Origin of the sequence: Fibrobacter sp., from assembly GCA_012523595.1 — a bacterium.
In the GTDB taxonomy this organism is placed as follows: domain Bacteria; phylum Fibrobacterota; class Chitinivibrionia; order Chitinivibrionales; family Chitinispirillaceae; genus JAAYIG01.
This window is the reverse complement of record JAAYIG010000187.1, coordinates 17,765-30,901: the sequence shown is the minus strand read 5'-3', so window position 1 is coordinate 30,901 and position 13,137 is coordinate 17,765. Positions and strand designations below refer to the sequence as shown.

The following is a 13,137-nucleotide window of genomic DNA, read 5'->3' as shown; positions in this document are numbered from 1 at the left end:
AAAACAGCGCTATTCAGCATCACTGAAATAGCGCTCAAGGATCTCGCCTGCTGCGGAGGCCACAAAGGGGTCCCGAAATCCCTTGTCCCTGGCCTTTTTCAGTGCAGGAATGGCACGGGGATCACCCAGTTCCCCCAGCTTCTCGGCCGCTCTCTTCCGGGTGGAAACACTGGCTGCGGTCTGAAGATCAAGGATATGGATTTTAACCATGTCAACTTTTTTCCCTGCTGATTCGAATACTCTCACCATATTCCATCGTTTCCAGTAGTGATTATCATAAAGCAACTCCGAAGCTCTTTTGTAGTCGTGGATGGAAAGCACATGGGTCGCGAGATACACAAGCGGTTCCGGGGCCCTTCCACGGACAAATCTGTTTTCTATGTCCGTTATCAGACGGGGCATCTGGTTGTTTATAAGCTGTTTCCCACCCGTTTTTTTCAGATTAGTGAAGCTGTCGATTGCCTCACTGTACCTGCCGTTCACAAGTTCCATCCTGGCGTTGAGAAAATTTACCCATTTCGAGAGATCTTTATTCTGGCCGAGGCTGTCCCTGATTGCCCGTGCCTCACTAAAAATGCCATTGGAAAGTGACTGATCAAATCTGTAAAGGAGTTCCGAGGGGACCTCCGGCTCGAGTTGGATCAGAGGCTTTTTCTCAGGAGCAGGCTTGAAAATCTTATTAAGAGTGACTGCAGTTCCAATGGAGATTATAACCAGGAATAGAACTGTAGCTCCGATATTCAGTTTGTTTCTGGCTGGTTCGGGGAGGTCCTGAAAACGTTTTTTTCCCTCGATTATAAGGTTTTTTACAAATTCAACTGCCGGCCGGAGCCGTTTTCCCATGCTGTCCAGCAACTCCAGAGTCTTTTGAATTGCCGGTTTGCGGTTGGTTTTAATGTATTCTGCTATGGTAACGGCTATCTCGCGGATGTTAAATCTGCCTGTGATAGTTCTGATAAGTGATTGGGGACGGTTTTTTCTGCCTGAGAGGTGAAGATGCCCGCTGCCAAGTTCATCATGCTTGCGGGAGATCTGCTTTATGAGATCCAGTGCTGAGGCGATACGGTTTTCTCTGTTTGAGGTTAATAAACCCTTTACAGCTTTTTCCAGTTCAAGGGGAATATCCGGGCAGATTTTCAGAATAGGCTCGTAGTTTTCCGATATAGTCGCATAAAAAGTGGCAGGAACGGTTTCCCTGACAAAGGGGTGTTTCCCTGTGATCATCTCGTACATCACAACGCCAAGAGAGAACAGGTCACTTCTGTGGTCGATTTTCGAACCATCGATCTGCTCAGGTGACATATAGCCCGGAGAACCTACGCTTGTTCCGGACTGGGTCAGGCCTGTCCAGGGAGCCTTGACCACTCCAAAGTCGGTGAGCTTGGCTATACCGGTTCGGGAATCCAGCAGAATGTTGGCCGGCTTGACATCACGGTGAACTATGTGGTGTTCATGGGCATGGTGTAAAGCAGAGGCAATCTGGACAGCAATAATGCGGACTTTTTCATAAGGCAGCTTTTTGTGATGTCTGATAAGCTGATCCAGCCCCTCTCCCTTGACATATTCAAATGCTATCCACGGCACTCCATCCTGCTGCCCCGCATCGTGTACTGCTACAATCGAAGGATGACTGAGTCTGGCAGAAGCCCTGGCCTCGATTGCAAATCTTTCCAGATATTCACGCCGGGTTGTCTCATCCAGGGTCTTCTCCAGAGCAATTACTTTTACTGCTAGCTGGCGCTGAAGAACAGGATCTTCCGCCAGATAGACACGGCCCATTGCACCCTCTCCCAGAATGCTTTTTACAACGTAACGCCCGAATTTCTGAGGATTTCCCTTTGTGTTGCTTTTAATTTCAGTGCTCATGGGATTCAAAAAATACCTTTCCTACTCTAAGCAACCTTTAAGCAGAAAAGAGAAATATATTTAATACTAACAAGGATTATCCGGAATTAAAAACGATACCGATCCCGATGCCGATATCGACTCCGATATCGAGAGCGTATCTTATCAAACATACTCATTTTAGTGATAAATTTCAGGAGGAGGTGAATAATTGAATCTTATTTTGATTTCTGAAAGTGATTTCATTGGCAGTGATCACAAAAGAGTGCAGATCAGGGGTCGGCGCAGGGAACATATCATGAGTGTATTCCATGCGGTTCCCGGAGACAGGCTCAAGGTCGGGATACTTGGCGGCCTTACAGGGATCGGCATTGTAGAAACAATTGACAATGAAAAGATAGAACTGTCGGTTAGCCTCTCAGAACCTCCTCCTCAAGCTCTGCCGTTTACACTGGTGATGGCTTTACCCCGTCCAAAGAGTCTAAAGAAATCAATTGAAGTGGCTACAGCTCTGGGGATAAAAAGAGTATTCATAATAGAAAGCTGGCGGGTTGAAAAAAGCTACTGGTCCTCACCGGTACTTCAGAGTGCCAACCTCAACAGCCATATCATTCTTGGTTTGGAGGGGGCCAAAGATACTATTCCACCCACAATTGAGATCAGGAAAAGGTTTAAACCATTTGTTGAGGACGAGCTTCCGTCGGTGGCAAAAGGAACCATGGCCCTTGTGGCACATCCATACAGTTCCCTGGCTTGTCCGCATGATGTAAACTGTGCGGTTACACTGGTAATCGGACCTGAGGGGGGCTTTATTCCTTTTGAAATTGAGCTTCTGGAAAAAAACGGCTTTCAGGCTGTCACATTAGGCCCCAGGATACTCAGAGTAGAAAATGCTATCCCTGCTCTCGCTGGACGGCTTTTCTAATCTATCGTTTTGAAAGTATTCTGGAGATGATCACAACCAGGGCGATCAGAGCCAGAACAACTGCACCAGCAATCACGATTTTCTTTTTCACATCAATCCTTTTCTTCAATTAAGATTGTTTCTGTAAGATTAAAACAAACCATTTTTTGACAAAAATACTATTCTTGTTTAGTCAAGCGATTTCAAAATCAGGTCATGGCATCCCGGTCCGGGCACTTATCCGAAAAATGACAGTTACCGCAAAACTTCCCCATCCACACGTCATCAAACTGCTGCATTATCTGCCCCACAAGTTTCGGATCAGAGCTTATTATTCCAGCCTCAAAATTCCTCTTTCCCTCACTCCTTGCACCCATCCCTGCCCCTGTGAGATTCGCACTGCCTGTATAGGCAACCTTTCCGTCGACAATGATCGATTTGAAATGTACCCTGGGACAAAGCAATCGTTCAAGCCCCTTTGCGAGAATGGGATATCTGTCAAATTCTTCCCGAAAGACCGGCCCTGGTTCTTTAGCGTGAATCAGACGAACCGAAACATTCCGGGACAGAAGATAGGAAAGCACCTCCAGGAATGGTAAATAGCGTCTGTTTTTTTTGATATGAAGGTCTTTTAAGTCGGAAGTGGCAAGCCAGAGAAAGTCTTTGCTGGCTGGGACTTCCTGGAGAAGAACCCTGGAGTAGATTTCCTGATCAGTTATAAATTCGATCATCAGGTAGAAAATAATGCCGGGGGTAGCATGAAAACACTATTTGTTTTCATGTGTCGGGGCCGGTATTGGTATCGGCATCGACACTTCCAGCGGGGGGATTTCCCACCATGTACACAGTTTTTTCGATACCGATACCGATACCGATTCCGACCCCGATATGAAAAACAAACAATGAGGTTTACAGGATTAGACTGATTGCTGTTGATATCAAGGTCAAACCTATCATCTGTAGTTTGCCACTATATAAGATTGAAAACTATTTGCAAATTTCGCCAACCATCAAATGCAAAAAAAACCCTCCATATCCCAGGTCTCTCCTGCTCGAGAAAAGGCTCTCAAATACCTGAGATACATGCTTAATAAAAGCTGGAAACCCGGTGACCCCCTGCCCAGTATCAGTCAGTTGGCCAAGGCTGCCCGGGTTAGCATCGTCCCGATGTGGAAGGCGGTTAATCAACTGGCCTCCGAAGGTGTACTCGAGGTGATACAGGGGAGCGGGACACGGGTAAGTATCAGCTTTGAGGAACCGGTGAACGCCCTTCGCAAAGGATGGCTGGGGCTCAGGGACAGGATCCATAAAGATATCCTTACCGGTCTCTATCCTTCCGGCACCCTGATGCCCTCCTTGAAAGAGGTTAAAGCATACTATGGCGTGAGCCATCAAACCCTGCGCAAGGCACTTGACAGCCTGGTTGTCGAAGGGGTGATTCAACCTGAGCACCGGACCTACAAAGTTATCTCCTTCTCTCCCAGTAAAGCTCATTCATCAATTGTGCTCTTGGGATGGTCTGATCCGACAATTGAGCTTCAGTCCAGGACCCCGTGGGGTGAGGAGTTCCTGAGAATTTGCGAAAACCTCTGCTCTCAGATGAAAGTGCGTTTGCAGATAATAAGATATACCAGGCTGGATGGCAGGGTTGCTTTTACAAACCAGAACGGTACCACATTTGACCGGCTCAGATCCGATGATTCGGTGCTGGGATATCTGCTGTGGGCGGAGAGTCCCGGTGAGCTTTACAGAGAGGTTCTGTCACAGATAGATCTCTTCCAGAAGCCAATCGCAGTACTTCAGGAGGGAACACGGCTGCAGCTCGGCAGTTCCTCAGGGAGGAATCGTGGATTGAAGATTTTTTCCATTGCAACCGGATCAAATGCCGCACGAAGTCTTGCCTCATATCTGCTTCAGCAGGGTCACTCAAAGGCAGCCTATATTTCTCCCTTTCATAAATCTGACTGGTCAAGAGCACGACTTTATGGTCTGCAGGAGATTTTCCAGAGACAGGGAAACGGAGCTGTGATACAGCCTTTTACACTGAATGAATACAGGTACTCTCATGAGTTCCGCTTATCTCTGAAATCATCGGAGATTCTTTTTCAGGATCTTATGAAGCCCCGGAATGCCAACGGGATTCTCAAGCGTGCAGCATTAAGGATCAGGCCCAGTCTCTCCAGGATAATCGATGATGAAGCAGTGAGGGCTTTTCTTAATCCTCTGTTTGTAAAAGCAGCATCTGATGCCTATTGCTCAGCCTGGGTTTGCGCAAATGACCGGGTGGCATTTATGGCACTGGATTACCTGAAGGAGCATGTGAGCAGGAGGATAGCAGTGGCAGCATTTGATGATACTTTTGAGGCGTTCCGCCGAGGCTTGACCTCCTATAACTTCAATATCCATGGTCTGGTTCAACTCATGCTCTCTCACCTGTTAAACCCATCCTCACATAAGAGCCGGGAAAACAACACGGTGGAAATTGAGGGCGTGCTCGTCGTGAGAAACACCACATTCTCAAATGTCGGATAATTATAATCCGCCTCTCTCCAGAAGCCATCTTTCTACCTCGATGGCAGCCATGCAGCCGCTTCCGGCCGCTGCTATCGCCTGACGGTATTTGGAATCCTGAACATCACCTGCCGCAAACAGTCCCTCAATATTTGTACATGTCGAGTCCGGGGCAGTAATAATGTACCCATGTTCATCTTTCTCCAGGGGACCCTTTAAAAAGGAGGTGTTTGGCTGATGCCCGATAGCCTCAAACGCACCGACGACTTCCAGATCTGTGATCTCTCCGGTTACAGTGTCTTTTAGTTTTAAACCGGTAAGCTTTGTATCACCCAGAAATTCCTCTACTACCTTGTTCCAGAGGATATGCACTTTAGGATGAGTAAGAGCCCGCTTCTGCATCACCTTGCTTGCCCGCAGTTCATCTCTGCGATGGATAAGGTAGATTCTGGACCCGAACTGGGTAAGGTGGAGTGCTTCTTCTACAGCAGTATCACCTCCGCCTATCACTGCCAGTTCCTTATTTCTGAACACCGGCAAACCCCCGTCACAGACAGCGCAGGCCGAAACTCCCTTCCCCCAGAATTTTTTCTCTGATTCCAGAGGAAGCCTTTTGGCAGTTGCTCCGGAGGCAACGATAATTGAGCCGGCAGTGTATGTTTCTTCAGACATGGATACGATTTTAAAGGGATAGGTGGTCAGATCGACCTCGATGACATCCTCAGTAATGAATCGTGTGCCGTTGTTTAAAGCCTGCTCGCGCATATTGGCCATCAGTTGCTGTCCATAAATACCGTTGGGGAAGCCAGGGAAATTCTCAACAATATTTGTGATCATCAATTGGCCGCCCGGAATTCCTCCGCACTGAAAACCCTCAAAGAGCAGAGGTTGTATGTTTGCCCGTGATGCATAAATAGCAGCAGTGAGTCCTGCCGGCCCTGAACCAATAATTACCAAACGTTCTGGCATGAATCCTCCCGGTTTGAACAGCTCTTCGTTCAATGTATTGAAATATCTATGTAATAGTACACATAAAATAATTGGCTGATTGTTGAAAAGCACGGTATCCTGCCTGAAAGGATTTCTTTTGGAAGTGAAAGCCCTGAAATGGGCGCTATATAAAAGCCGGGCTGCAGGCCTGGGTTAGGGGCGGGATAATTAAATAGTGTATTAAAAAATGAAAGATATTTAATACAAAAGTGTCTAATCCTGATATAGTTTATCTATGAGGATTTTGACCCGAGTTTTCGCCTGGAAAATGTATAATTTTCCACATTCAGTTAAATTATCATTGTGAAACTACCATCAGAAAAACTTCTAAATGACTTTGCCCCCTTAACACCGGTGAGTACTTGTCCCCGGATTGCAGTGCATCAGGCGCCCGATTTTTACCGTTTATGGGATGCTCTGGAGCATGAGCAGGGTTCGGTGTGTGATGTGCCCTTCTGGGCTGCGGTCTGGCCCGGAGCAAAGTCACTTTCCAGATATATACTCAACAATCCCGACCTGGTAAAAGGAAAAAGCATTCTGGATCTTGGGTGCGGAAGCGGAGTTGTGAGCATAGCCGCATCGAAAGCCGGTGCGGTCAGGGTAGTGGCAAATGATATCGATCCCGTTGCCTTGCATATTGCCGAGAGAGATTTCCTTGCCAATGGTGTCTCTCCGGTTCTGGAAAAAAGAAATTTCCTTGAAGAGGATGTTCTGGAATCCTTTGATCTGGTTTTTGTGGTAGACATGTTTTACGAGCGCTCCAAATCCCCATCAATGCTTGCCCTGTTGAAGGATCTCCGTAGAAAAGGCATAGAAATTATAATTGCCGATGGAAGCAGGCCCTTTGCTCCCAAAGACAATATAGAGCTTCTGCTAAACGAGTGGATTGAAGTGGACAGGGAGCTTGAGGGTGTTCACACCCGTGAGGTGAGAATTTTCAGATTCGAAATATAGAAAGCTCTCATCCGACTGGCATATATTTTGCACTCACATAATCGATGATACTTTTTTAAAGCACTGCGCTTAACCCGTGTTGGTTGTTGGTATGAGGTTAGTTATGTGCCGGAATTTTCTACGCTTTCTACGAAAATTTCCCGTTCAGGGGGCAATTGATGATTGGAAAAGCGCGGAGAGGTCTGCTCTCAACAACTGTTCTTTCGCTGGTAAAAAGCAGGTACTTTTTCATTTCTGAGAAAAACAGCTCTTTTTATGGTCTGATTTCATCTAAAATCGTTGTCTTGTGTCTGATTTTAGTCTTTATCAGTCTGGGAGGGATGATAAGAGGGGTTCTGTATGTGTTATTAAGTGCCCAAAATATCATTAGTGTACAGATTGAGAAAAAAAAATACATACAGTACGATTCAGGAGCCAGAATCCTGGACATTCATCTTTCGCGTACGATAAACGATTTAAGGAGACGTTCTTTTCAACCTGTAGAGAACAAAGATGGTTCGGTTTGTGGGGTTTACAAGACCGGGCTGGAAATAATCGAGAACAACAAGACTCTGATTCAGAATTTCAACTGTATATTTCCCTTTTCACAAAGGCTGCAACCCGCTGTTTTCGACCGGCCGCTCTTCAAAGGGAGCAACTTTCCGGAGCGGCTCTCCTTTCTCAGTCCGGCTGAGGGGAGGATTACTTCACATTTCGGGATGCGAACAGATCCGGTTTATGAGGGAACTGCCAGACATAACGGTATCGATATTGCCGGTAAATTATGGACACCTGTTTACAGTTCTCTGGCGGGTACAGTTATCTTTGCAGGAAACAGATCCAGATGGGGTAATGTAGTGATAATTGATCATGCTGAAACCGGTTATCAAACAATCTATGCCCATCTGCAGAAAATTAACACCAGAGGAGGGGATGAGGTAAAAACAGGACAATTGATCGGGTTTTTGGGAAATACAGGAAAGAGTACCGGTCCGCATCTTCACTATGAGGTGCGTTTCATGGCCAAGCCGATAAATCCTCTTCAGGTATTGATTCCATTCGACACGGTTGTGGATTAATTTGACTTTTTTTTCTCCGAATGGTAATTTTTAGTCTCATTCGAAGTCCTGTGGCAGCGTAGCTCAGTCGGTTAGAGCAGTGGAATCATAATCCACGTGTCGGGGGTTCGATTCCCTCCGCTGCTACTTTTTGATTCGGTGTCGGTATCGAAATATTTGCAATTATCGGGTTGATTCCTCCGTTGTTACCTCTGTTTACCCCTGTATAGCTTATGTCACCCTCTGAAAAAATCCTGTTATTCTGCAGCCGTTTTCTCCTCCCGAATTCATCGGTACTGACGGCGGTAAGCGGAGGCAGTGATTCCGTTTCGATGCTGTGTTTGCTGCATGAACTCAGGGATGAACTGAAGATCTCTAATCTGGCAGTTGCGCATGTTAATCATGGGTTGCGCGGAGCGGAATCCGATGGTGATGAGCAGTATGTAAGAGAGCTTTCATCCAGTTTGGGCCTTCAATTTTTTGTCAAGCATCTGAGTGGGTACAACAGTGAAGATCCGGGGATAGAGCAGTGGGCCAGGAGAGAGCGGTACCGGTTTTTCCGCTCGGTGATGGAGAGTGGTGGGTTTGATTTTGTGGCGACCGGACATACTGCCGATGATCAGGCGGAAACAGTTCTGCTTAGGATATTCAGGGGTACCGGATTAAAGGGTCTTCGGGGAATTCTTCCGCTCAGAGAGGACGGGGTGATCAGGCCTCTGCTTTACATAGCAAGAAGCGAGCTGGTTGAATGGCTCTCAATGAAAGGGATCTCTTTCCGCACTGACTCATCCAATGCTGAGACGCGGTTTCGTCGCAACAGCATACGTCATAAGCTGCTTCCTGCTTTGAGCAGGGATGTTCCCGATGTAATAGAGAACCTTTCATCACTGGCCTGGAGAGCTCATGATTCCTGGGGTATTCTCTCTCAGGAGGCCAATAAGTGGATCGGTAGATTCGTAATTATTTTTCCAGACCAATCATTCCTGCTTAAAAAAGAGGGGTTGGAAATGCGCCCCGAAGCGGGAGAGGGGATAAAGGCGCTCTTTGAACGCAACAGGATCCCTGTGTATCGTGCTCATGTTGAGAATGTTTTTTATAATTCCAGAAACAGGGGAAAGGAGTATCTTCTTCCCTGCGGATGGCACTATTTCCCCAGGAAAGAGGGAGTTTTCTTTGTGCGGGAAAGAGTGGAGAAGAGGGATTTCCGATACGAGATTGCGGTGCCAGGCAATACCGAGTTACATGATGTAAATTTGCGGTTTTCTGTTTCAGAGGGCGATCCCCCACATGGAAAGATAAAGAGTGATAATTGGTCGGTTGTGCTTGACCGGAACTGCTGTGGAGAGCGTCTTTTATACCGCAGCATAAGTGCAGAGGACAGGTTCCAGCCTTTAGGGATGAGAGCAGGACAACAAGTGATAAAATACCTGGTAAGTAAAGGTATACCCAGGATGCTTGGTGAAGGGTTTGGAGTTATAGTAAATCAGAGCAATAAGATAGTATGGATTCCCGGAATACAGATAGATCATGAGAGTCGTGTTACAGAATCAACTCGCCGGATTATAAGAATCGAATCTCATCTCTGCTCACCTGCCTGAAATAGTGTAAGGCTTACCTGGGCTGTAAGATTTCGGCTTGCCGGGTTCCCGGAGAGTTTTCTTGAGGGGAAAGACTTTTTTCACTATATAATGTATATTTAATCAAAATGTTATTCAGCCGCGGCTGTCTTACCGGTACGCGGTCGGAAAGGAATAGCCTTTGGAAGAAAAAAAGCAGAAAAGCAGGGAGGACCGCCTGGTGTCTTCTGAAAAGAAAAAGCAGAAGGAAAATACAGGTAAGAAGGGTCCGCGCAAGGACCCTGGCAAGACTGTTCTGATGTGGCTGGCCATAGCGATAGCTGTTGTGTTTGCACTGCGTGCGATCGAGGGTTTCGGTACCAGAAAAGAAGTCAAGATCAGTTACAGTCAATTTCAGGAGGTACTTGCAAATCCTGAAGTGAAAATTGTCAGAGCTGATGTATTGCAGAAGGGGCTTAATAAAGCGATTTTTATCGGTGAACTGGCCGATCCTTCATCATTAAGCAAGATTCCTTCCATAAAGAATAATGCGCCTGGCAAGTATTTCACCGTCAATCTTCCCTATATTGACAGTGAGATGATTTCCAAATGGGATAATGCCGGATTTCAGTACACATTCGAGCAGGATAAGCTTGACGTGAGAGATGTGCTGCTCAATGCGCTTCCCTGGGTACTGATGATTCTTGTCTGGTTATTTATCATGAGGCAGATGCAGGCGGGGCAGAAGGGGATATTTACTTTCGGGAAAAGCCGTGCCAAACTTAACCCGATGGATCGTCCCCAGATAACATTTGCTGACGCTGCGGGGGTTGAGGAAGCCAAGCAGGAACTTCAGGAGATAATCGATTTTCTTAAGGATCCAAAGAAATTCAAGCGTCTTGGTGGCAAGATTCCTAAAGGTGTGCTGCTTTTAGGTCCTCCCGGAACCGGAAAGACTCTGCTTGCAAGGTGTGTTGCCGGTGAGGCTGGAGTGCCTTTTCTCTCGATGAGCGGATCTGATTTTGTGGAGATGTTTGTGGGGGTGGGTGCTTCAAGAGTACGTGATCTGTTCGAGACAGCCAAACGGAATTCACCCTGCATAATTTTCATCGATGAGATCGATGCTGTTGGACGTCAGAGGGGGGCCGGGCTTGGTGGCGGTCATGACGAGAGGGAGCAGACGCTCAACCAGATGCTGGTAGAGATGGATGGTTTTGAGGTGAATTCAGGTGTCATACTCATTGCTGCTACCAACAGACCTGATGTTCTCGATCCGGCTCTTCTGAGACCGGGGAGGTTTGACAGGCAGATAGTGGTGGATGTTCCTGATGTAAAGGGAAGAGAGGGAATCCTTCAGGTGCATACAAAGAGCATTCCTATGGGCGCTGATGTTGATCTCTACACTATTGCCCGCGGAACACCGGGATTTGTGGGAGCGGATCTGGCGAATCTGGTCAATGAGGCGGCACTTATGGCTGCGAGGTTTGGTCAGGACACTGTCACCATGCTCGATTTTGAAGAAGCCAAAGACAAGGTCATGATGGGTGCTGAACGGAAAAGCATGGTACTGTCCGAGAAAGAGAAAAAGCTTACAGCTTATCATGAGGCAGGACACGCCATATGCAATATCTATTGTGAAGAGGCCGATCCTCTTCATAAAGTGACAATTATTCCCCGGGGACGGGCGCTGGGAGTCACCTTTTCGCTTCCCTGGGAAGATAAGCACAGCTATTCCAAACAGTATATACTCGACCGTATCTGCATTATGCTTGGCGGAAGGATGGCTGAGGAGATAGTGTTCGGGAATCAGACGACCGGTGCGGCAAGCGATATTAAACAGGCCACTAATCTGGTCCGTAAACTGATCTGTGATTACGGAATGACAGATGAACTGGGACCCTTAAGCTACGGTGAAAAAGATGAGCAGATTTTCCTGGGACGTGAGATCTCCCGTCACAGGGACTACTCGGATAAAACCGCGGAAGAGATAGACCGTCTGATGCGGGTGATGATAGAGGAACAGGCTCAGAGGGCAAGAGAGATTCTCACTGAGCACCGTGACCAGCTTGAAATGCTCGCAAATGCTCTTCTGGAACATGAACTTCTTGACCGTGAAGAAATCATGAAGGTGATCAGCGGGGATACGCTCCAGACAGTAAAGAAAACGCGGTCTCTTCTGAGGAAAGCACCGGAGAAGCCTGAAAATACGGTGACAGTAGGACCGGAGACAGAGCCTGCTGCCGGTATTAACTGATAAAAACAATGCCCGATATCATACAGGCAGATCTTTGATCTGTCTGAACCCGGGCAGAGAAATTACAACGCTGGTAGGGGCAGAAAAACTGTTCCTGCCTCTTTGTTTTTTAATATACCAACTTTAACGTGTAAATATCTGTTCCATGAATAACGAAATCAAAGTACCTTTCAGGATTATGGGAGTGGTGAATGTCACTCCTGATTCTTTTTATGACGGGGGAAAGCACGATACAACTGTTTCGGCTGTGGAGCATAGTCTCAGGCTTGCCGAACAGGGTGCAGACATACTGGATATTGGAGGTGCATCCAGCCGCCCCGGAGCTTCTCCGGTTCCTCAGGAGGAGGAGAAGAGAAGAATATTGCCAGTGATTAAAGAGGTGGCTGCCCGGTTCAGCGGGCCAATAAGTGTTGATACCACCTGGTCGGGTGTAGCAGAGGCGGCACTGGATGCCGGGGCATCATGGATAAATGATATCAGCGCTGGCAGAGCCGATCCGGAGATGATCAGGTTGGCTGCGAGGCGGAAATGTACCATGGTGCTGATGCACAGCCGTGGGACACCGGAGACCATGCAGATAAATCCCGGCTATGATGATGTGGTTTCTGAGGTGAGAGAGGAGCTTCTCGATGCCTGCAGGAAATTCATCGAAGGAGGAGTCTCCAGGGACAAAATCATACTTGATCCGGGAATTGGATTTGCATTTGCCAAGACCGCCGAGCATAATCTGGCTCTCTTAAGGGGTCTCGATAAAATAGCGGAGCTTGGATATCCGGTCCTGCTGGGTACATCGAGAAAGAGGTTTATAGGTCAGATAACCGGTAAAGAAGTTCAGGATCGTCTATGTGGGACACTCGCTACTGTGGCCGCGGGGTATTTGAGAGGAAGCAGGATTTTCCGGGTGCATGATGTGGATGAAACCCGGGATTTTCTGAAAGTGCTCGCAGTAATTGAAAAAGGTCTGCCAGTAGAGTACTTTTCATAGTGGTACAATTTCGATAACTGTAAGAATGATAACGGGTTGCAGTTGTGCAGAAGCGCTTAAGTCAAAAAAAGAAGAAAAACCGGATATGGCTGATACTGTTG

10 protein-coding genes and 1 tRNA gene are annotated in these 13,137 nt (G+C 47.1%); 8 read left to right on the top strand and 3 right to left on the bottom strand.

Features of this window, described 5'->3' with window-relative positions; all coding sequences use genetic code 11:
- Nucleotides 1-9 precede the first annotated feature (9 nt).
- On the bottom strand, nucleotides 10-1,866 hold the full coding sequence (locus GX089_12425) for a protein kinase (GenBank protein ID NLP03294.1): 1,857 nt from the start codon (nucleotides 1,864-1,866) through the stop codon (nucleotides 10-12).
- A gap of 190 nt (nucleotides 1,867-2,056) precedes the next feature.
- Between GX089_12425 and GX089_12420 the strand changes: the two genes are divergently transcribed.
- On the top strand, nucleotides 2,057-2,770 hold the full coding sequence (locus tag GX089_12420; GenBank protein ID NLP03293.1) for a 16S rRNA (uracil(1498)-N(3))-methyltransferase: 714 nt from the start codon (nucleotides 2,057-2,059) through the stop codon (nucleotides 2,768-2,770).
- Nucleotides 2,771-2,958: 188 nt separating this feature from the next.
- Here the strand turns inward: GX089_12420 and GX089_12415 are convergent, their stop codons facing one another.
- Entirely contained in the window at nucleotides 2,959-3,480 is a 522-nt protein-coding gene (locus GX089_12415; GenBank protein NLP03292.1) for a phospholipase, read from the bottom strand.
- A 352-nt stretch (nucleotides 3,481-3,832) separates the two neighbouring features.
- On the opposite strand from GX089_12415, the gene GX089_12410 reads away from it, so the two are divergent.
- Complete coding sequence (locus GX089_12410) at nucleotides 3,833-5,281, top strand: GntR family transcriptional regulator (protein NLP03291.1); 1,449 nt, start codon at nucleotides 3,833-3,835, stop codon at nucleotides 5,279-5,281.
- On the opposite strand, the gene trxB is transcribed toward GX089_12410, so the two are convergent.
- Nucleotides 5,282-6,229 carry a thioredoxin-disulfide reductase gene (gene trxB, locus GX089_12405; protein NLP03290.1) on the bottom strand — a complete coding sequence of 316 codons (948 nt, stop codon included), beginning with the start codon at nucleotides 6,227-6,229 and terminating at the stop codon, nucleotides 5,282-5,284.
- Nucleotides 6,230-6,628: 399 nt separating this feature from the next.
- Here trxB and GX089_12400 point away from each other — a divergent pair, with 399 nt between their 5' ends.
- The 6 genes from GX089_12400 (at nucleotide 6,629) to folP (ending at nucleotide 13,036) form a co-directional block, all read left to right on the top strand.
- Nucleotides 6,629-7,204 (top strand): methyltransferase, encoded by a 576-nt coding sequence (locus tag GX089_12400; protein ID NLP03289.1) that lies wholly within the window; start codon nucleotides 6,629-6,631, stop codon nucleotides 7,202-7,204.
- 158 nt (nucleotides 7,205-7,362) lie between these two features.
- A complete protein-coding gene (locus tag GX089_12395) occupies nucleotides 7,363-8,262 on the top strand; it encodes a M23 family metallopeptidase (GenBank protein NLP03288.1) in 900 nt (299 codons plus the stop codon).
- Nucleotides 8,263-8,314: 52 nt separating this feature from the next.
- Nucleotides 8,315-8,388: transfer RNA gene (locus tag GX089_12390), tRNA-Met, on the top strand.
- Nucleotides 8,389-8,474: 86 nt separating this feature from the next.
- Complete coding sequence (gene tilS, locus GX089_12385) at nucleotides 8,475-9,839, top strand: tRNA lysidine(34) synthetase TilS (GenBank protein NLP03287.1); 1,365 nt, start codon at nucleotides 8,475-8,477, stop codon at nucleotides 9,837-9,839.
- 277 nt (nucleotides 9,840-10,116) lie between these two features.
- Complete coding sequence (locus GX089_12380; protein ID NLP03286.1) at nucleotides 10,117-12,051, top strand: ATP-dependent metallopeptidase FtsH/Yme1/Tma family protein; 1,935 nt, start codon at nucleotides 10,117-10,119, stop codon at nucleotides 12,049-12,051.
- A gap of 145 nt (nucleotides 12,052-12,196) precedes the next feature.
- A complete protein-coding gene (folP, locus tag GX089_12375) occupies nucleotides 12,197-13,036 on the top strand; it encodes a dihydropteroate synthase (protein ID NLP03285.1) in 840 nt (279 codons plus the stop codon).
- Nucleotides 13,037-13,137: the final 101 nt, after the last annotated feature.